Source organism: Bacillus methanolicus PB1 (assembly GCF_000262755.1).
Lineage (GTDB): Bacteria > Bacillota > Bacilli > Bacillales > Cytobacillaceae > Bacillus_Z > Bacillus_Z methanolicus.
On the sequence record NZ_AFEU01000001.1, the window covers coordinates 707,242 to 727,472 of the forward strand.

General features: G+C 38.0%; 16 protein-coding genes and 2 pseudogenes. 13 read left to right on the forward strand and 5 right to left on the reverse strand.

Going from position 1 to position 20,231, the window contains the following annotated elements; all coding sequences use genetic code 11:
- Nucleotides 1–112: 112 nt before the first annotated feature.
- Nucleotides 113–469 carry a YlbF/YmcA family competence regulator gene (locus PB1_RS03290; RefSeq protein ID WP_003350751.1) on the reverse strand — a complete coding sequence of 119 codons (357 nt, stop codon included), beginning with the start codon at nt 467–469 and terminating at the stop codon, nt 113–115.
- A 198-nt stretch (nt 470–667) separates the two neighbouring features.
- On the opposite strand from PB1_RS03290, the gene PB1_RS03295 reads away from it, so the two are divergent.
- The 6 genes and pseudogenes from PB1_RS03295 (at nt 668) to PB1_RS03320 (ending at nt 7,541) form a co-directional block, all read left to right on the forward strand.
- Nucleotides 668–2,047 (forward strand): YheC/YheD family endospore coat-associated protein, encoded by a 1,380-nt coding sequence (locus PB1_RS03295; protein ID WP_003350752.1) that lies wholly within the window; start codon nt 668–670, stop codon nt 2,045–2,047.
- Nucleotides 2,048–2,298: 251 nt separating this feature from the next.
- Nucleotides 2,299–3,146 (forward strand): annotated as a pseudogene (locus PB1_RS18385) (YheC/YheD family protein).
- Nucleotides 3,124–4,491, forward strand: coding sequence for a YheC/YheD family endospore coat-associated protein (locus PB1_RS03305; protein WP_003350753.1), 1,368 nt, complete (start codon nt 3,124–3,126; stop codon nt 4,489–4,491). The pseudogene PB1_RS18385 and the gene PB1_RS03305 overlap by 23 nt, the downstream one beginning before the upstream one ends.
- A gap of 173 nt (nt 4,492–4,664) precedes the next feature.
- Nucleotides 4,665–5,668 (forward strand): annotated as a pseudogene (locus PB1_RS18390) (YheC/YheD family protein).
- A gap of 80 nt (nt 5,669–5,748) precedes the next feature.
- Complete coding sequence (locus PB1_RS03315; protein ID WP_003350757.1) at nt 5,749–5,937, forward strand: hypothetical protein; 189 nt, start codon at nt 5,749–5,751, stop codon at nt 5,935–5,937.
- Nucleotides 5,938–6,428: 491 nt separating this feature from the next.
- On the forward strand, nt 6,429–7,541 hold the full coding sequence (locus PB1_RS03320; protein WP_003350759.1) for an ABC transporter ATP-binding protein: 1,113 nt from the start codon (nt 6,429–6,431) through the stop codon (nt 7,539–7,541).
- 113 nt (nt 7,542–7,654) lie between these two features.
- Here the strand turns inward: PB1_RS03320 and PB1_RS03325 are convergent, their stop codons facing one another.
- The gene (locus PB1_RS03325; protein WP_034644749.1) at nt 7,655–7,933 is read right to left on the reverse strand and encodes a hypothetical protein; all 279 of its coding nucleotides are present in this window, start codon (nt 7,931–7,933) and stop codon (nt 7,655–7,657) included.
- A 271-nt stretch (nt 7,934–8,204) separates the two neighbouring features.
- Here PB1_RS03325 and PB1_RS03330 point away from each other — a divergent pair, with 271 nt between their 5' ends.
- Nucleotides 8,205–8,408, forward strand: coding sequence for an alpha/beta-type small acid-soluble spore protein (locus PB1_RS03330; RefSeq protein ID WP_003350761.1), 204 nt, complete (start codon nt 8,205–8,207; stop codon nt 8,406–8,408).
- A 68-nt stretch (nt 8,409–8,476) separates the two neighbouring features.
- On the opposite strand, the gene fumC is transcribed toward PB1_RS03330, so the two are convergent.
- The 3 genes from fumC to PB1_RS03345 form a co-directional block, all read right to left on the reverse strand.
- Nucleotides 8,477–9,856 (reverse strand): class II fumarate hydratase, encoded by a 1,380-nt coding sequence (fumC, locus tag PB1_RS03335; protein WP_003350762.1) that lies wholly within the window; start codon nt 9,854–9,856, stop codon nt 8,477–8,479.
- A gap of 392 nt (nt 9,857–10,248) precedes the next feature.
- On the reverse strand, nt 10,249–11,421 hold the full coding sequence (gene iadA / locus PB1_RS03340) for a beta-aspartyl-peptidase (protein WP_003350763.1): 1,173 nt from the start codon (nt 11,419–11,421) through the stop codon (nt 10,249–10,251).
- A 134-nt stretch (nt 11,422–11,555) separates the two neighbouring features.
- Nucleotides 11,556–13,607, reverse strand: coding sequence for a transglycosylase domain-containing protein (locus PB1_RS03345; protein ID WP_003350764.1), 2,052 nt, complete (start codon nt 13,605–13,607; stop codon nt 11,556–11,558).
- Between the two features lie 257 nt (nt 13,608–13,864).
- On the opposite strand from PB1_RS03345, the gene PB1_RS03350 reads away from it, so the two are divergent.
- From PB1_RS03350 to PB1_RS03375, 6 genes are all read left to right on the forward strand, one after another.
- Nucleotides 13,865–14,740, forward strand: a complete 876-nt coding sequence (locus tag PB1_RS03350; RefSeq protein WP_003350765.1) for a cation diffusion facilitator family transporter — start codon at nt 13,865–13,867, stop codon at nt 14,738–14,740.
- Between the two features lie 266 nt (nt 14,741–15,006).
- Complete coding sequence (locus PB1_RS03355; protein ID WP_003350766.1) at nt 15,007–16,143, forward strand: histidine kinase N-terminal domain-containing protein; 1,137 nt, start codon at nt 15,007–15,009, stop codon at nt 16,141–16,143.
- 14 nt (nt 16,144–16,157) lie between these two features.
- Nucleotides 16,158–16,703, forward strand: a complete 546-nt coding sequence (locus PB1_RS03360; RefSeq protein ID WP_003350767.1) for a GNAT family N-acetyltransferase — start codon at nt 16,158–16,160, stop codon at nt 16,701–16,703.
- Between the two features lie 146 nt (nt 16,704–16,849).
- Complete coding sequence (locus PB1_RS03365) at nt 16,850–18,154, forward strand: hemolysin family protein (RefSeq protein ID WP_003350769.1); 1,305 nt, start codon at nt 16,850–16,852, stop codon at nt 18,152–18,154.
- A 208-nt stretch (nt 18,155–18,362) separates the two neighbouring features.
- Entirely contained in the window at nt 18,363–18,764 is a 402-nt protein-coding gene (locus PB1_RS03370) for a MerR family transcriptional regulator (RefSeq protein ID WP_081485587.1), read from the forward strand.
- A 62-nt stretch (nt 18,765–18,826) separates the two neighbouring features.
- Nucleotides 18,827–20,176 (forward strand): hemolysin family protein, encoded by a 1,350-nt coding sequence (locus tag PB1_RS03375; protein WP_034644751.1) that lies wholly within the window; start codon nt 18,827–18,829, stop codon nt 20,174–20,176.
- The last annotated feature ends 55 nt before the right edge of the window (nt 20,177–20,231 follow it).

Genomic DNA, 20,231 nt, shown 5'->3' on the forward strand with positions numbered 1-20,231 from the left:
CGTCCCTGTATCAAATTTATGTAATACGAAAGGGGAATAGAACATGCACATATAGGAAGCGGAAGGGATTAGGAAAAACAAAAGGAAGGGGCTGAAAGTCAGACCCCATTCATTAATAATTGCTCGGATTTCCGTATAACTCTTCAAGAGGTTTCATGATAATTTCATTTAATTGAGTGATGATCATGCTCATCCGCTGCTCGGCTTCGATTAATTTTGAGATTTTATCATGTTGTTGAACAAGTGCAGCTGCTTTTTGAACATGTTCAATTTCTTCTTGGGTGATTTCCTGAGCCATCATTTGCTTTTCCTGCAATTGCAATTGAATATTCCGAAAATTTTCGAACATTCTCCTTGCAGATTCATCTTCATTCACTTCTTTATAAAACTTTCTTAAAAGGACATATTCTTCGCTCCGGCGAATCGCATTCTCCATTGCATATGCAGAATCATATAAATTAACTGCCATTTTATCCACTCCTATTCTTTAACAACTTCACTACACTATAACAAACTATGAAAGAAATTGCGAGGACGTTCGCCTAAGAAAAACTGTTCATGAAAGTGTAAAAGCACAATCCGCCTATTCATGTCATACGATGGTATATCAGCTTTTGCCCATCCAAAATTTTTTTAATCACCAATGACTAGCAAATGAGGAACTGTTATGACTTTTACCATTTATTCGATTACGGTAAAGCCTTCGACAACGATTCAAAATGAAGATGATTTTATCTATGCAAACAAAAAGCTCCTGCAAAAATTAGGCATAAAAAACAAAACTTTTCTAAATCTTTGTTTTGGAAGAAAATCTGTAAACGTAAAAGCCATCGAATCGGATTGCCCTCCAAATGAACTTTTTCTTCCTGAAGGTTTGATGAAAAAAATTATGCTTCCTAAAGGTACTTTTTGCATTCATTATAGTCCGAAAAATTTTACCATTATACTCGGGCCGGTCATCGCCTTGCTTACAGAGATAAGCGAAAACGATGACGGTTATCCCGATTTCCGTTCCGTTCACGCATTTTGTGAAGAAATTCACCATGGACTTTCTGAAATCGGCGGATTGTTTTATGTTTTTACTTTAAGAGACTTCAGCAAGGAAAGTATAACAGGATATTGCTATGAAGATGATTGCTGGACGAAAAGAATCCTTCCGCTTCCGGATGTCATTTATAATCGGATCCATTCGCGAAGACTGGAATATGGAGAATTATTTCAACAATTGTACCGGTATGTTCAGGAACAAAATATTTCCTTTTTTAATTACCGGTTTCTCTCAAAATGGGAGGTTCATAGTATGTTGTTATTGGAAGAACATATGCATCCATATCTGCCCCAAACGTCTCTTTATTCAAGAGAAAATTTAGAAGAAATGCTTGAAGAGCATCATTCGGTTTTTCTTAAGCCAGTCCATGGCAGCCAGGGGCGGAATATAATTCGACTAAGCAAATACAATAATGAATTCTGTCTTAGAACATCTGCGGAAACAAGTGAGAATTCAACAAGTCTTCCTTCATTGACACATTTATTTAAAATCCTTGAAAAACAGACAAAGAGGCGCCTTTATTTAATTCAGCAAGAAATCCCGTTGATTACGTATGATGGAAGGAAACTTGATTTCCGGATTTTATGCCATAAAAACAAACAAGAATCATGGATAGTTACTTCTTCTGTAGCAAGAATTTCTGCTCTGCAACAATTTGTTTCGAATATTGCCAGGGGCGGTGAAATGATAAAACCATTAAAAGCTCTGGCTAATTGCTTTGATCGTGCAGTTGCTTTACAAATATTTGCATTAATGAAAGAGATTGCTGTTGAGTGTGCAGCGATTATCGAACAGCAGTCCGACGGGGCAACCGGAGAGCTGGGAATTGATATGGGAGTAGATCCGTCAGGTCATATCTGGATTATCGAGGTAAATTCAAAGCCTTCTAAGAAATTTGAAGAACCTGGTAAGAAAATCCGGCCTTCCGCAAAAGCCATTGTAGCTTACAGCACAGCACTTGCTTTTAAATACTTACAGATAAAGGAGGAGAAATCATAATGCACCTCGGTTTTATGACCTTACACTTGACGAGTGAAAAAGGCTATTTTACCGAAATAGCCAGACGCGCGGTACAATATGGAATTAGTTGCTGCCATTTTGTGCCAACTGATATTAACCCGTCAACCATGCTTGTAACAGGGGAAATATATAATTCCGAAAATGAATGTTGGACCACTCTTGAGTTTCCGGTGCCTTCAATTATCTATGACCGCTGTTTTTATGGCGATGATAACCATTCAAAACAATGTATGCCGATCGTATCATGGCTGAAAGACAGAGATGATATCCAATTTCTCGGATACGGTCTACCTAATAAACTAGAATTATACGAAGTCCTCAAACATTCTAATATATCAGCCTACTTGCCCCACTCCAAACCGGTATCTTCTCCGGCAGATATCCTCAACGAATTAAGGAAACGCAAAAAAATTTTAATCAAGCCTGTTAACGGCTCTCAAGGCAGCGGAATATTTTATCTTGAAAAAACCGGCAATCACATGCTTGTTAAAACAGAAAAACAGAGACAGCAGATCGTTCGCACTATTTCAAGTAAAGAAACGGCATTAAAATGGATGACTGAATTAATTAAGAAAAAAAATACATTATTCAGCCTTATCTTGAGTTAACAAATCACGACGGCTGTCCTTTTGACATAAGGGTGCTGCTGCAAAAAAATGAACTTGGAAATTGGCTTGAAAGAGGAAGAGGAATTCGTATCGGAAAAAAAGGCGGAATTATTTCGAATTTAAGCGCGGGTGGTATTGTTTCAAATTTTATGAACTGGATCGATTCCCTTCCATTTGCTTTGCGGGAATACATTCAACAAGAATTGGATGATATTTTAGCGAATATTCCCGCAATTCTTGAAGAAGCATTTTTGCCTTTATTTGAATTAGGAATAGACATTGGAATTGATAAAAACGGGGCAATTTGGATTTTAGATATCAATTCAAAACCTGGCAGAAAAGTGATATTAGCAACCAGACCGGAAATTTCAGAACAATTGTTTGAAGCACCCCTTTGCTATGCATCTTTCATCAGCCAATCAAAACTGAAAGAGAGGAAACGATACAATGAGAAAACGTTATCCCATTGAAATTATCGATGATTGTACAAAAACTGTCTTTTATCCAAACGATCTGTACGTTTCGTCTGAAATACAAACAATCGCCTTTGGAAATAAAACAGCGAATGCACAATTCATTCCTCATCCAGATAACAAAAATAAGATTTATATCAGCAAGGATATTCAAACAGAATTAAAATTTCCGGATTTAGCGGTACCTCTCCATGTTTTCATTGATAATGATACTTTATTTATTGGACCGCTTGTCGGAATTTTTACAGCCGGGTTTTCACCTTTTCTTATAAGGCCGATCGGAGAGAGGACACTCTTCTTTGCAAAGCTCCTTTCAGTTCAAAATAAGGTTGGCGCACTGGCGTTTGTCTTTGGTGAACAGCATATTGACTGGGATCAGAGTGTTATCAAAGGCTATTTCTATCAACAAAAAGGGTGGGAAATGATCGAGGTTCCCTTTCCGAATGTTGTTTATGACAGGCTGCCGAATCGCAAGACGGAAAAACTTTCAGAACTAAGAAAGATAAAAGAACGCATGCAAAACGATTATTTAATTCCATGGTACAATCCAGGATTCTTCAATAAACTGGATGTATACGAACGGCTTGAGCAGGATGATACCGTCAGCCGCTATCTCCCTGAAACGCACCCTTTCATCTCCTTTTCTTTAATGGAATCAATGCTTGCAAAATACGGGCATCTTTATGTAAAACCGAAAAACGGCAGCCTCGGGATAGGGATTCACCAAATACTTTATGATAAAAAAGATGGCAGCTATTATTGCCGCTTCCGAAATAGCTTGGGCGAAAATAAATTAATAAAATCAGGAAGCCTTGAAGGGCTTGTCCGCCGTGTGTTTACTAGCCGAAAACTTGGAAACTTGCTTATACAGCAAGGGATTCATCTGATTAGAAAAGATAAACGGCAGGTCGATTTTCGTGTTCACACGAATAAAGATGAACACGGCGCCTGGAGAGTTAGTGCCGTTGCCGCCAAAGTAGCTGGATCGGGCAGTGCAACTACTCATATCAATAATGGCGGCACCATTAAGACTCTCGAAGAAATTTTTACTGACAAAGAAGAAAAAGAAGTTTACATTCATAAATTAACGAATGCCGCTCTTGCTTTGAGTCAAGCGCTGGAAAATATGATGGAAGGTATCATCGGTGAGATCGGGTTTGATATGGGAATTGACAGAAATGGCGATGTATGGTTGTTTGAAGCAAATTCCAAGCCGGGCAGATCTATTTTTAAACATCCGCAATTAAAAAAATTTGACCTGCTGACCCGTACTTGTTCATTGGCATTTGCTGTTTTTCTTACGGAAAAAGCAATAAAAAACCCTGAGGAAATATTTAAATGATGCTCTATTATCACACTGGAAATAAAAAATGGTTTCATACTTATAAAAACGCCGCAGTTACATTCGGAAAAAATGAGATGCATGTTCCCTTTTCAGAAAACGTAAATGAACCATCATGTTTCTCTTTCAATTTAAAACGAAAGGCCCATAATGCCGGCCCGTTAATCGGCATTATGGCAACCGAAAGAAATGACGGCAGTTTAGCAGGAAACGGCCCCCTATTCGCTTCCATTCAAACAAAAATCATTCAAAAAGGGGGCCTGTCTTTTATTTTTACTTCCGAGACGCTAAAAGATCATGGTGCAGATGGCTATTTATATGTACCTTCCAAACAAAAATGGATTCGGGCATCTTTCCCGCTTCCTCATCTTGTATATAACCGGATTCCTTTCCGCAAATCTGAAAATTCATTGACAACAATAAAAGCATTTAAAAAACTAAAGGAAAATAAGGTTCCCTTTTTCAATCCAGGCTTTATCGATAAATATGATCTATACAGTGCGGCGTTAACCGATCCTGAAATTTCCGTCTATTTTCCCGAAACAATTCTCATTGATCATATGTCGCTCCGCACATTTCTTGAGAAACATAATAACCTTTACCTTAAACCTTGTTTGTCCTCGAAGGGAAGCGGTATTTTTCGCCTAAAAAAAACAGGAAAAAGAAAAATTCTATTCGAAAAAAAAGACAAGAAAACTGTTTATTCCAACTTCGAAAGCTTCTGGTATGACTGGAGCCCGCTTTTTAGGAAAAAAAATATTTAGCTCAAAAAGAAATTATCCCCTTTTCAAAACATGGCAAACGATTTGATTTTCGAATTCTTTCTCATAGCGACATTAAACATTATCTAGTAACAGGCGTCGGTGTTCGGCAAGCGGACCGCGATCAATTAACTACGCATCTTCTTAATGGCGGAGAGCTGATTCCATTTGAAAAGGTTAGAAATTCCGACCACGATCAATTTATTAATAACATTGTCAATCTTAGCGGAAATCTTTTATCAAAAAATTTTGGCTTTTTCGGGGAATTTTCGATTGACGCGGGAATTTCAACAACAGGCCAATACTATGTTTACGAAATCAATTCAAAACCAATGAAATTTGACGAGGAAGAAATTGAATCGAAACGCGTCGAAAATTTGTGCAGTCTCTTCTTTAAGATTACAGGGTTTCATTAATCGAAAAGCTCTCCGCTAATTTTATGCATAAGACATCATGCCCCCTCAAATAATAAAGAAAACGATGGCTGGAGGACAAAATGAAAAAACACGGACACAAAGTTATAGAAGATATTTCGAACGAAGGCCGGGGCTCTGTTTATTTGGATATTGACCGCATGATCAATGAAGGCATGGCAGGTGGCCAGGTCCATATGCTTAAAACTACCCCAAATATTGAAGAAGCAAGAGATCTCTATCAAGAAAACCCGCCACATGAAACAAAATAAGAACCAAAAACGTACATTAGTTTCAAACTCCCAACCCTATCATGGAAATAGCTTTCATTATAAAACAGAACCAACATAATAAGGCGGTGTGAGCGAGCAAAGCTCTAAATATTTACAAAGCTAAACAAGTATCTTGCTAAAGCTAAGTTGGCATTTTTATCTTTGTTAGCGTAGCTCCGCCCCTTTTCCTTAGAAAAGAAGTACATTATCCTGAAAGGGATTTGGTGCTTCTTTTTTATACTAGAGAAACCACGACTGTTATAATGAAAAAAAATCGGCGTTTCATCTAAATGATATGGGGTCTGCGTTTAATGGGAAAAGACATAAAGCAACTCACGGATTTTCTAAAAGAACCAATTTTTTGGAACAGAGCGTTTGCACATTGCCTAATAAATGCTGAACGAGTTTGTGCAAGGTGACAATACCAAAAAAGCCCTCTTTTCTTTAAACTATAAATAAAGCGCTTTCGTTTCTTTAGAGGAGGAAATGATATGGCAGAATTAAGGTTAGAACACATTTACAAAATATATGATAATAAAGTCACGGCTGTCCAAGATTTCAACCTGCATATTAAAGATAAAGAATTTATTTTTTTTGTGGGGCCATCCGGATGCGGCAAATCAACTACACTCCGAATGATTGCCGGTCTTGAAGAAATTACAAAAGGTGAATTATATATTGATGGAAAGCGTGTTAACGATGTCCCCCCAAAAGACCGGGATATCGCGATGGTGTTCCAAAACTATGCGCTTTATCCGCACATGAGCGTATATGATAACATGGCATTCGGCTTAAAACTCCGCAAATTTTCAAAAGACGAAATTGATCGCCGTGTTAGAGAAGCTGCAAAGATTCTTGGTTTGGAACAATATCTGGATCGCAAACCAAAAGCATTATCAGGCGGACAGCGCCAGCGAGTTGCACTCGGACGTGCGATTGTCCGTGATGCAAAAGTCTTTTTAATGGACGAGCCTCTTTCAAACCTTGACGCAAAACTTCGCGTCCAAATGCGAGCAGAGATTGCCAAATTGCACCAGCGTTTACAAACAACAACAATCTATGTAACACACGATCAAACAGAAGCCATGACAATGGCTACGCGCCTTGTTGTCATGAAAGACGGTGTCATTCAGCAGGTTGGTGCGCCTAAAGATGTTTATGAAAAACCGGAGAATGTATTTGTCGGCGGCTTTATAGGCTCGCCTGCCATGAACTTCTTTAACGGAAAACTTGAAGATGGCAAATTTGTCATTGGCAATACTTCCATCGTTGTTCCTGAGGGAAAGATGAAAGTTCTTCGCGACCAAGGTTATGTCGGCAAAAATATTATCTTAGGGATCCGGCCTGAAGACATTCATGATGAGCCGGTATTTATTGATGCTTCACAAGGATCAAAAATTGTTGTTCATATTGAAGTGTCAGAATTGACAGGTGCAGAAACAATGATTTATTCAAACATAGAGTCACAGGAATTTGTTGCACGTATTGATTCCCGGACAGATATCAATCCTGGAGATAAATTGGAACTTGCGTTTGATATGAATAAAGCCCATTTCTTTGACGCTGAAACTGAATTGCGAATCCGTCCAAAAAACGAAGAATGAGTACTTGAGTAATAATTCATTCCTTTACAAGAGGCTTTCCCATAAGGGTCTGACCCCATGTGCATTTATCAATATATAGCACATTTATCCAACATTATGTCCTATATATTGTGTTATGGGGTCTGACCCTTAGGCTTTAAGTCAGCCCCTTGTTCTTTTATCAGTTTCACGTCTTCAAATCCGCATTTCGGACAATAGAATAAATGCGGGCATTCATGATTAGAATATGTCTTTGGATACCCGTCTTCCAATTTCAAATGATCAATCATCATATACGGGCTATAATCATCATAATAGTCCATAATCCTGCCGTCTTCCTCAAGTTCACAGTTACATTTCGGACAAGCTAAATGAAGTATTTTAAATCCGTTGCATAATGGACAAATCGCCATTACCCCAAACCCTTTCTAACCATTTTATCTAATGCTAGTTTATGTTTATTCAAACCATATATGTAGTCGTAAACTAAAAGGAATAAGTTACCAGATCGTTTTGCTGAATAAACTTTCAAGAATCAAACAAAATAAAATATAAACAAAGCAATAAAGATTAATTACACCGCTGGGTTAAACCAAGCAAAGGTAACAGTCATACTGTTTGCCGGTGCAAATCCGGCTAACCCAACCAAAAAAACAACAATGAATTACAGAAGGAGGAATTTTTATGGCTGCAAATAATAACTCTAATCAATTGTTAGTTCCTGGTGTAGAACAAGCATTAGAACAAATGAAATATGAAATTGCAACAGAATTCGGCGTAAACCTCGGAGCAGAAACGACTTCACGTGCTAACGGTTCTGTCGGAGGAGAAATTACAAAACGCCTTGTACAAATGGCTCAACAACAACTTAGCGGAAGACAATTTTAATCTAATATAATTATTAAATTAAATAAAAATGGCATTGCCCCCTTCCATTCGTGAAGGGGGCATTTTACTTAGATCATCTTTTCCGGCCTAACCCATTGATCGTACTGTTCTTCCGTTATATATCCTGTTTTCAAGGACGCCTCTTTAAGCGTGATATTCTCTTTAAAAGCTAATTTGGCGATTTCAGCAGCTTTTTCGTACCCGATATAAGGGTTAAGAGCTGTGACGAGCATAAGCGATCTTTCTAAATGAGCCTCGATTACTTCTTTATTAGCTTCAATTCCGACCGCACATTTTTCATTAAAAGATTGCATTCCTTCGGAAAGCAGCCGTATGCTTTGGAGTAAATTATAAATAATTATTGGCTTGAATACATTCAATTCAAAATTCCCCTGGCTTGCCGCGAAGCCAATCGAAGCATCATTTCCAAAAACTTGACACGAGATCATTGTTAGAGCTTCACTTTGTGTCGGATTTACTTTACCCGGCATAATGGAGCTTCCCGGTTCATTTGCCGGAATCGTTATTTCCCCTATTCCGCTTCTCGGACCACTCGCAAGCCAGCGCACATCATTGGCGATTTTCATTAAATCAGCTGCAAGAGCCTTTAAGGTGCCATGAACATGGACAATTTCATCATGGCTTGTTAGTGCCTGGAATTTGTTTTCCGCTGATCTAAATTGATATCCGGTCGCGATTGAAATTTCCCGTGCCACTTCATCACCAAATGAAGGGTCGGCATTAATACCGGTACCAACCGCCGTTCCGCCAATCGCTAAGTCCCGCAAATATTCTGAAGACTCAGTAATCATCTTCTCATCTTTTTCCAGCATGGCTCGCCAACCGCTAATTTCCTGTCCCAATGTTAACGGAGTTGCATCCTGGAGATGCGTTCTGCCAATTTTTATCACATCTTTAAAAGCTGTTTCTTTTAATTTGAACGTTTTTATCAGTTCTTTTAGTGACGGGAGCAGCTTTTCTGTTATAGCAATGTATGCAGCAATATGCATGGCAGTCGGAAATGTATCATTTGAGCTTTGTGACATATTTACATCATCATTAGGATGTATTTTTTCTCCGGCATCTCGTTTATCCATTAATTCCGTCGCTCTTCTAGCCACGACTTCATTCACATTCATATTTGTTTGGGTTCCGCTACCTGTTTGCCAGACAACCAACGGAAAATGGTTGTCAAAGGAACCGGAAAGAATTTCTGAACATGCTTTTGTAATCGCATTCTTTTTCTCTTCTGAAAGCTTTCCCAGTTTGTAATTAACGATTGCAGCTGCTTTTTTTATGTGAACAAGCGCATAAATGACTTCAATCGGCATTTTTTCTGTACCAATTTTAAAGTTTTCTTTGCTCCTTTGAGTTTGGGCTCCCCAATACTTATCAGCCGGCACCTTTACTTCACCTAAAGTATCTTTTTCAATTCGATAATCCTCCATGTCTACCTGCCTCGCATATTTTTTATATTCTTTCCCCTATTTTGCCAGCTTTCATCAAATTTATCCAATAAAAAACCGCCAGGCATTTTCACCGGGCGGATTAAGAAACTTTAATAATCGAATAACCGATATAATAACCGAGCACCATAATGCTGGCTATAGCAAGTGTAATTGAAAACTCTTCCATTGTCGATAACCTCCTGATATGGTTTCTATGCAAGAATATCACGTAAGGAGGATGAGTAAGTGTGAGAAATCTCACAATATTATGGCAAGAATATGAACATTTAATGAACAAATTATTTCATGCGGATTCCTTTTTCTGAATGGCCGAATACTTACCGGCTCCAATATGGCCATGGCTTCCTCGAATTTATTTTTAGACATTCAGTTTATTCAAACGTTCCTTTTACGATTGCTTCTTCATGTTCAACCATCACTTTACCCAACGCAATAACTGTATCAATTCGATAATCTTTCTTTGTTAACAAAACCAAGTCCGCATCTTTGCCTTCCTCGATATAGCCCTTTTGCTTGAGCTTTAAAATGTTGGCTGGACTGCTTGTAATAACCTGAATGGCAATTTCAACCGGAATCCCTTCTTCAAGAATCGCATCACGAACTTCTTTAAACAAAGTCGATACTTTTCCAATTCTCAGTCCGGTCATTTCACCATGCTCATTAAATTCCGGCAAACTTGCCTGTCCGTCAGAAGTAAATGTGATTTGCGAAATATCCACTCCCGCTTCAAGCATTCGTTTTAATCCTCTGCTGCATTTTATCTCCCCTTCGTCTAAAAAATTTAGAAAAGAGCTTGTCGTTAAATCCACATACCCCCCTTTTTTTGCATATGCAATTCCCGCTTCGAACAAATGATGATTCCGGTTAATATGAGTAGGATAAAATTGGCGAATCGGGATTTCTGTTCTTTCAACCACTTCTTCAAGAAGCTTCAGATGATCATAGCTTTCTCCAACATGGACATTGACGATCCCCGCTTTCCCTGAAAGAAGCCCGCCTATTCTCGCTGCCGAAGCAATCTTCGCCATTTCTTCCACTGTCGGCTGTGAAGAACGGTGATCTGCGATAGCAATTTCTCCGGCCCCGATAACACGGTCAATCAGAATAATGTCATCTTCAATTTTTCCGGTCAGCGTCTTAACTGGCACTTGGTATGAACCGGTATGGACAAAACAGCTAATACCTTCTTCCTCTAATCCGCGGGCTTTGGCGATCAAACTGGCCATTGTCCGTGTCGTTCCATCTGTTCCGATTACCCCGATTAACGTTGTAATTCCAGCCAGTGTTGCATCCGTCAACATCAGTTCCGGAGTACGGTTTTTGTAGCTTCCTTCGCCACCTCCTCCGATAATATGGACATGAGAATCAATAAATCCCGGGACAACAATTTTTCCTTTTGCATTGATAATGTTTATATCTACAAAGCCTGCAGGTTTCTTAATTTTGTCCTTGATAAAGCCAATTTTGCTGCCTATCAGTAAAATGTCTTTTTTTCCTAAATATTGGGGAGCATAAATCTCCCCATTTTGGATTAAAGTCAACACTAATGCTTTATCCCCTTCCGTGTGAAAAATATTAGGAAGAAGTCGAACTTTTCTTCGTTTATATTCTTACATAATGCAAGTTTCAGTTGCAATTTTTCAAACAAATAATCGATGTTTGTCATTGGTTTCCAAAACTAATCATCATTTTTCCCTTTTCTTTTCCACTTTTTCTCCCACTTTTCTTTCTCTTTCTCAACTTTTTCATTCCATTTTTTTGTTTCTTTTTTTATTGATTCTTCGAGTTCATGAGCTTTCCATTTCCACTCTTCCTGTTTTCTTTTTTCCATATAAGAAGAAATGTGAGGAACATGAAAAGAAGACGTTTCTTTATCCTTCAGTGCATCTTCCATTATTTCCTTGAAGACAAGAGCTGCTCCTTCACTGCTCGTCGTTGTTAAATAATGGTTTTTATCTGTTTTATCATACCCTACCCAAACAGCACCAACCAGTTCAGGAGTGTAGCCGACAAACCATTGATCCTTTACCCCGTTAATCCCGTTAATTGGAACTTGGGTTGAACCTGTCTTTCCGGCCACTTCCCTTCCCGGAATTTGCGCTCCCTTTCCTGTTCCATGTTCCACAACTCCAAGAAGCATTGTTGTCATCATATCAGCAACTGATTTTGTTGTGACTTTCGTCTTTTTTTTCTTCCATTTAGCTACCGTAATACCATCAGCATCAACAATCTTTGTAATGGCATGGGCTTCAATCCGTTCTCCTTCGTTTGGAAAAACAGAAAATGCTTCCGCCATCATTAATGGCGAAACCCCTTTTTCCAATCCGCCTAGTGCAAGGCCGAGATTACGGTCACCGTTGTCAAGAGGAATGCCGAACCGCTCAACTGCATTTATACCTTTCTCGATTCCGATCTCATTTAACAGCCATACTGCCGGAACGTTTAAGGAGTCTTTCACAGCATCATACATAGGGACCATTCCCTTATATTGATGATTGTAATTAGAAGGTTCATAATCTCCGAATGACATTTTTTCATCCTTCAATTCATCTTCAGGCTTCCATCCTTCTTCGAGGGCAGGTGTGTAAACCGCAAGCGGCTTCATAGTTGATCCCGGCTGTGCCCTCAGCTGGGTTGCCCGGTTATAGCCTCGGAAAACATGTTCTCCTCTTCCCCCGACAAGTGCACGAACCGCATCTGTTTGTGGATCCAATAATACAGCACCGCTTTGCACAATCTGATCCGCAGTTCCTTCCGGAAAAAGCTCATCGTTTTCATAGACGGCTTCTATTGCTGATTGCATATCAGGATCAAGCTCTGTGTATATATGATATCCACCGGTCAACAATTCATCCTGAGTCAGACCATATTCCTGAATGGCTTCTTCAATAACATGATCCACATAGTAAGGATACTTGCCGCGAAACGGGTCTCCACCTTTGTCATCGAGAACAAGTTTTTCATTTACTGCTTTGTCATATTCCGCATCAGAAATAAATTCATACTTTCTCATTTGCTCAAGAACAATATTTCGGCGTTCAATCGCTTTTTCATAGTCTGCATACGGATTTATTGCAGAAGGAGCTTTGATAAGACCGGCAAGCATGGCGGATTCACTAAGTGTTAAATCTTTTACTTCCTTGCCGAAATATTTAAGTGCAGCGCGTTTAATGCCCCAAGCACCTTCACCGAAATAGATTTCGTTTAAATAAATTTCAAGAATTTCCTTTTTTGTATATTCTTTTTCAATTTCTCGCGCAAGAAAAAGCTCCTCTATCTTCCGCTTATACGTCTTTTCCGGTGAAAGCAATGCATTTTTCGTAAGCTGCTGAGTAATTGTACTGCCCCCTTCAACTACTTCCCCGGCTTTAAAATTCCGAAAAAAAGCCCGGACTATACCTACTAGATCAATCCCGTTATGTTCATAAAAACGGTGGTCTTCGATTGCTACAACAGCGTTTTTCATATGGTCCGGCACCAGTTCAATTGGAACTGCCTCATTTTTGTTTGCCGAAATTTTACTGGCAACCTTACCGCTCTGATCGTAAATTATTGTTGATTGTGCCAAACCAGCTTTCAAAGAACGAATATCTGCATTTTTTGAAAAATAATAAAAAAAGCTTAAAACACCAAGAAACAATATTAACAGACTTAAAACAACAATTTGAGTCATATGTTTTTGTTTCCATAATTTTGAAAAAGAAGTCAAGACAGAGTGAAGTTTGTTCATGTAATACCACAACCTTTAAAATATTCATCTCTATTAATTTAATAGATTAAGATAGTAACTTTTACCCTCAATAATTGGTATTTATGCCAAAATTTACTTAAAAGGAACAAATTAATCAAATAAATATTTTTTTACCTTAAGAAAATTATTTAAACAAGTACAATAGAACTGCTTTTATCCGACATTGTTTCTATAGACCCACATGCCTGTCTTTTGATATGGTTTAAATTGCTCAAATGATTCATTGGAGGATTGTCATGGAACGGAACGACCAATTAAGTTTAGGTGAAAAAGGCGCCTGGTTAAGCATTATTGCATATATCATTCTCGCGTCCATCAAATTGTTGATTGCAAAATTCGGCCACTCCGAAGGGCTTTGGGCTGACGGCTTAAACAATTTTACTGATGTAATCGCTTCTGCAGCTGTATTAATAGGACTAAAAATTTCAAGAAAACCTGCTGATCATAATCATTTATACGGGCATTCACGGGCGGAATCAGTCGCGTCTTTAGTGGCTGCTTTTATTATGATCTCTGTTGGAATTCAAGTTCTCATTAGGGGAATTCAAAATTTTTTCACAGATGATCTTGAAACCCCGGATTGGCTGACCGCATGGACTGCCTTAGGCAGTGCCTTGGCCATGTATGTCGTTTATCGATACAACTTAAAGCTTGGAGAAAAAATCAACAGTTCCTCTATCAAAGCAGTTGCTTATGATAACCGTTCTGATGCATTAGTCAGCCTCGGGGCATTTATAGGAATAGCTGGAACAAAATTTGGAATTGCCCTTCTTGATGTTTTAACTGCTCTTGCTGTCGGGGTTCTTATTTGCAAAACAGCAGCGGAGATTTTCTCTGATGCATCCTACTCATTAACAGATGGATTTAACCAGGAATTGCTCGAACAGATTGAAGCAACTATTCGTAAAACACCGGGAGTAGAGTCGATTAAAGAAGTGAAAGCACGGATGAATGGTAACCAGGTTTTAGTAGAAGCTACGGTTCTGGTAAAACCTTCTCTAAATGTTGTAGAAAGCCATAACATTACTGAAAATATTGAAAAAAATCTCTTGCAAATGCACATGATTGAAAATGCAACCATCCATATAGAACCGCTTCTGAATGGAGATTAAAGGGGCTGATTCATAAGGGTCAAGGGTCTGAATACCTCCGGAAATGACAATTTTAGAATTGTTTTTTCTGAGTTTGTCTATATATTGTAATTGGAGGGATCTGACCCTTTTATTCAGTTCAAAAATTACCATTAATTGCTAAAAATTTGTGTAAATCTCGATTTTTCGCCATTATTCCTCATGATTATGCAAAATATGATAAAGGAATTTGCTGCTTCCTATCGAATACTAATCTTACACAAAATAAAGTGGAACAGGAGGAAAAAATGTTAGCCACTACAAAAAAGAGATTAGCAGACTTATTGGAAAGTAATAAAAAGGTTATGTTAGATGAATGGGAAAAAATGATAATGGAATCTGATAAAGACCCATTTAAGGACCACATTAAACAAAATGGGGAAGCGATTTTTAATATCGTATTAAGTGTCTTTACAAGATCTGAAGAAGAACTGGAAACATATATAAAAAAATTGGCATATGTAGTCGGAGATGAAAGGGTTAAAGCAGATATTAATATTGGTGAATTTGTATATAATGTTAATATAGGAAGATCAATTATTAATAAATATCTGTATAAAATGGATATGGACTGGACAGAACTCCAAATGTCAATTGATAACATTAACTATTGCTTCGATAAATTCCTTTACTATACAGTTTCTTACTACACAGAAGCAAAAAATAAAATTATCGAAGAGAAATCGAAGTTTATCGATTCCACCCATAAAGACAGACTTACCCTTCTCGGCCAGATGACTTCAAGCTTTATTCATGAATTCCGCAACCCGTTAACATCAATCCAAGGTTTCATTCAATTATTAAAAGCAGATTATCCTTCAATGAACTATTTAGACATTATCTCGAATGAATTAGAACAATTAAATTTTCGTATTTCCCAGTTTCTTCTACTATCAAAAAAAGAACTGATTGGTAAAGAGAAAAATATTTTTTCCTTAAAATCGTTAGTTGATGAAGTGCTTACTTTTTTATATCCTAGTATTTTGGATTGTAAAGTCAGAATTATTAAGGTCGTTGATGATATTAAACTTTATGGGTATTCTGATGAAATCCGCCAGGTTCTGATTAACATTGTTTTTAATGCCATCGATGTCCTCAGCCAATATCGCAGTGACCCGCTAATTGAAATAAAAGGGGATTTTACAAATGAAAAAAAAGAATTTATCAAACTCGAAATCGCTAATAACGGCCCGATGATCCCAAAAGAATTGTTGCAAACGATATTCGAACCGTTTGTAACGACGAAAAAACTTGGAACAGGCCTTGGACTTTTTGTTTGCAAAGAAATTATTGAAAAACATAAAGGAACTTTATCTTGTGAATCAAATAAAGAGAAAACAGTATTCACCATAATCTTGCCTTCCGCAGAAACCACACACATTTAAAAGGGGAAAAAAGAATGTTTACCTTAAAAGCAGATGAAGAAGTTGAACTTCAGTTGTTTCAGCCCCATCATGCCAACGAGCTGTTCAACCTCGTTGATTCAAATCGCATTCATTTAAGGGAATGGCTTCCTTGGGTTGACGGCATCTATTCATCTTCGCAGTACGTTACGATTATTTCCATATGGCTGAAACAATTTGCAGACAACAATGGCTTTAACACAGGCATCCTCTATAAAGGAAAATTAGTCGGATCGATCGGATTTCATCATATTGATTGGAATAACAGACAAACGAGCATCGGCTACTGGCTTGCTAGAGAAGCTGAAGGACATGGAATTATGACAAGAGCGGTTCAAGCACTTATTAACTATGCATTCTTTGACATCGGGCTAAACCGAATTGAAATCCGCTGCGGCAAAAGAAATTTTAAAAGTCGTGCCATCCCGGAACGGCTTGGCTTTGTTCAGGAAGGCATTGTCCGTGACGGTGAGTTTCTCTATGACCACTACCATGACCTGGTCATCTACGGTCTTTTGGCTAGAGAGTGGAAAAAATATTGAAAAGCTGTCTGAAATGGCAGCTTTTTTTGTATCATTTTCGCCTGGAAACTTAAATACGATTAGAACGGGATAAATATGGGAAAAGTACAGATATCAAAATTGTCGAAAAGGGGGGTGAACGCCTTGCGAAATTGTGAGGCTCGTACATGTTAGGAGTTAATTTATTATTAGTTGCTTTCTTGATCGCATTGACTGCTTTTTTTGTTGCATCGGAATTTGCAATCGTAAAAGTTCGTACATCCAGAATTGATCAGCTGATTCTGGAGGGAAATAAAAAAGCTGAAGCAGCCAAAAAGGTTATTTCAAATGTAGACGGCTATTTATCAGCATGCCAGCTTGGTATTACGATTACTGCACTTGGTCTCGGGTGGCTCGGAGAACCGACAGTGGAAAGAATTCTACACCCGTTCTTCGAAAAATTAGGGATTCAAGAATCAATTAACCAAATCCTTTCATTTTTGATTGCATTTTCTTTGATTACATTTCTTCATGTTGTAATCGGAGAATTGGCACCAAAAACGATTGCAATCCATAAAGCAGAAAGCATCACCCTTTCATTGGCTGCAACCCTGATTTCGTTCTATAAAGTGATGTATCCGTTTATTTGGGCATTAAATAATTCAGCAAGATTTGTCGCCGGCTTTTTTGGGTTGAAACCAGTTTCAGAGCATGAAATTGCCCTTTCTGAAGAAGAACTTCGCATCATTCTTTCAGAGAGCCTTAAAAGCGGTGAAATTAACCAGTCCGAATATAGATATGTCAACAAAATCTTTGAATTCGATAATCGCGTTGCAAAAGAAATAATGGTGCCAAGGACGGAAATCATCAGCTTTCCTGAGGATGCAACCATCGAGGAAATATTAACGGTTGTCAAAGAGGAAAAATTTACCCGCTATCCGGTTACAACCGACGGCGACAAAGATAATATTATAGGGATTATTAACATAAAAGAAATTCTAACAGACTGTATACAAAAGAAATGTGAAGGGGAATATCCCTTGCGCCCCTATATAAAACCTGTGATACGGGTTATTGAAACGATCCCCATCCATGATCTTCTTGTCAAAATGCAGCGAGAAAGATCACATATGGCAATACTTTTTGATGAATATGGAGGAACAGCAGGATTAGTTACGGTTGAAGATATCCTTGAAGAAATTGTAGGAGAGATAAGGGATGAATTTGACACAGACGAGGTCCCTCTTATTCGTAAAACCGAAAATGGTTATATTCTTGATGCCAAGCTCTTGATTTCGGAGGTGAATGATCTCCTTGGCACTTCTTTGGAAGAAGAGGAAGTCGACACGATTGGCGGATGGTTCCTGACACAAAAATTTGACGTGCAAGAAGGAGATGTTCTTGAACGGGAAGATCATTTATTTAAAATTAAAGAAATAGAAGGACATCACATTTTATATATAGAAGTATGTAAAAAACAAATTAATAGGTAAAAAATATCGGCGGCAAAATCTTGCTGCCCTTTCACACAATAATGATTATAAGAAAATTTATAAATAAATTTATTATTTGCGGTCTCCAGTCATAGAATAGTATAACAACATTTTAACTCAACTGTAACGTTTGACTGTACGGTTTAAAAATTTTATAATTATTGTAAATTTAACTAATCAGAGGTGATATGATGGGGCTGTCTATCGTATCGGCGAGTTAGCAAATTTGTCCGGAGTTTCAAAAAGAACAATAGATTATTATACAAGCCTAGGCCTGCTTAAAGCTGACCGCTCTAAATCAAACTATCGGATCTATTCTGAAGAAGCTTTGCATGATCTTAAATTTATTGAAGAGTGCAAAACAATGCACTTTCCACTTGAAGAGATTAAAAGAAAACTTGAAATCAAAAAATCGAAACAAATTCGGGAGTCAGAAGTTGAAAAGCATGTAAGTAACGTAACCAACCAAATGAAACAGCTGCACAATGAATTGGCTGTTATTTTGCCGCTCATTGAAAAACTTGATGGACCGCAAAAAGAAGATTTGGCAAATCAACTTTCCAGAGAAGGTTCGGCCTTGATGCAGTCGCTTTTGGTTCTGACGAGTTAATTTTTTTTTAAAAAATTGGGAGGTGACTCCTTACTCGTTTTTTACGAGCTAAGGGAATTTATTTGGACATATTTAACTTGGTTTTAATAGCCATTTTAATTGCTTTGACGGCATTTTTTGTCGCATCGGAGTTTGCCATAATAAGAGTGCGAAGTTCAAGAATCGATCAATTGATTGAAGAAGGCAACAAAAGCGCTGTTGCTGTTAAACAAGTAATCTCAAGCCTTGATGAATATTTATCTGCCTGCCAACTCGGAATTACCATTACTTCATTAGGACTTGGGTGGATCGGAGAACAGACAATCGAAACGATCCTGCACCCGTTGTTCAATCAATTAAATCTGCCAAGTTCCCTATCGCATATACTATCATTTGGAATAGCATTCGCCTTCATTACCTTCTTGCACGTTGTCGTTGGTGAGTTGGCACCGAAAACGTTCGCGATTCAAAAGGCAGAAGTTGTAAGTTTAATTGCAGCCAGACCGCTTATCTGGTTTTATAAATTGCTGTATCCGTTTATTTGGACATTAAACGGTTCTGCTCGTCTTGTAACAAACATATTCGGACTAAAGCCTGCTTCCGAGCATGAGCTGGTTCACTCAGAGGAAGAACTTCGAATTATTTTGTCCGAAAGCTATAAGAGTGGCGAAATTAACCAATCAGAGTTTAAGTATGTAAACAAGATATTTGAATTTGACAACCGGATCGCAAAAGAAATCATGGTCCCAAGAACAGAGATTGTATCTCTTTCAAAAGATGATACTCTTGAATCTTTTTTGCAGATTGCCAAAAAAGAAAAATTCACCCGATACCCCATTATCGATGGAGATAAAGACCATATTATCGGGCTTGTAAACATTAAAGAACTGATGACGGATCTTATCGAAATGCAAGAAATCGGAACGAAAACGCTTGAATCGTATATCCGACCAATAATTCGCGTGATTGATACAATACCCATTCACGACCTGCTCGTTAAGATGCAAAAAGAACGTATTCATATGGCAATCTTAATGGATGAATACGGTGGAACCTCTGGACTAGTAACGGTTGAAGACATTCTCGAAGAAATTGTTGGTGAAATTCGGGATGAGTTTGACATGGATGAAGTTCCAATGGTGCGCAAAATTAAAGACGGTCATTACATTATTGATTCAAAAGTGCTCGTCAGTGAGGTTAACGATCTGTTAGGTATTGAGATTGATGACGAAGATGTTGATACAATCGGCGGCTGGGTTCTGACCGAAAATTATGAAGCCAAAGAAGGAGACATCATTAGCTTGGAGTCTTATGATTTCAAAATTCTCGAAATGGAAGACCACCATATAAAATATATTGAAGTGACAAAAAATTATAACGAAGAACAGAAGCTTCAGTCTATTCCGTTAGCAGAATCAGAAGTAGTATCTTAATAGACTGACCCTTTCGTTTTTCGAAAATTCCAGTTAAAAAGAGGCTGGCTCATAA

What these genes read in the sequence shown, in the direction of transcription:
- PB1_RS03360 (WP_003350767.1), top strand. Translation starts at nt 16,158, where the DNA reads ATGTTTACCTTAAAAGCAGATGAAGAAGTTGAACTTCAGTTGTTTCAG.
- PB1_RS03305 (WP_003350753.1), top strand. Translation starts at nt 3,124, where the DNA reads ATGAGAAAACGTTATCCCATTGAAATTATCGATGATTGTACAAAAACT.
- PB1_RS03295 (WP_003350752.1), top strand. Translation starts at nt 668, where the DNA reads ATGACTTTTACCATTTATTCGATTACGGTAAAGCCTTCGACAACGATT.
- fumC (WP_003350762.1), bottom strand. Translation starts at nt 9,856, where the DNA reads ATGGAGGATTATCGAATTGAAAAAGATACTTTAGGTGAAGTAAAGGTG.
- PB1_RS03325 (WP_034644749.1), bottom strand. Translation starts at nt 7,933, where the DNA reads ATGGCGATTTGTCCATTATGCAACGGATTTAAAATACTTCATTTAGCT.
- PB1_RS03320 (WP_003350759.1), top strand. Translation starts at nt 6,429, where the DNA reads ATGGCAGAATTAAGGTTAGAACACATTTACAAAATATATGATAATAAA.
- PB1_RS03350 (WP_003350765.1), top strand. Translation starts at nt 13,865, where the DNA reads ATGGAACGGAACGACCAATTAAGTTTAGGTGAAAAAGGCGCCTGGTTA.
- PB1_RS03290 (WP_003350751.1), bottom strand. Translation starts at nt 469, where the DNA reads ATGGCAGTTAATTTATATGATTCTGCATATGCAATGGAGAATGCGATT.
- PB1_RS03355 (WP_003350766.1), top strand. Translation starts at nt 15,007, where the DNA reads ATGTTAGCCACTACAAAAAAGAGATTAGCAGACTTATTGGAAAGTAAT.
- PB1_RS03345 (WP_003350764.1), bottom strand. Translation starts at nt 13,607, where the DNA reads ATGAACAAACTTCACTCTGTCTTGACTTCTTTTTCAAAATTATGGAAA.
- PB1_RS03330 (WP_003350761.1), top strand. Translation starts at nt 8,205, where the DNA reads ATGGCTGCAAATAATAACTCTAATCAATTGTTAGTTCCTGGTGTAGAA.
- PB1_RS03365 (WP_003350769.1), top strand. Translation starts at nt 16,850, where the DNA reads ATGTTAGGAGTTAATTTATTATTAGTTGCTTTCTTGATCGCATTGACT.
- PB1_RS03315 (WP_003350757.1), top strand. Translation starts at nt 5,749, where the DNA reads ATGAAAAAACACGGACACAAAGTTATAGAAGATATTTCGAACGAAGGC.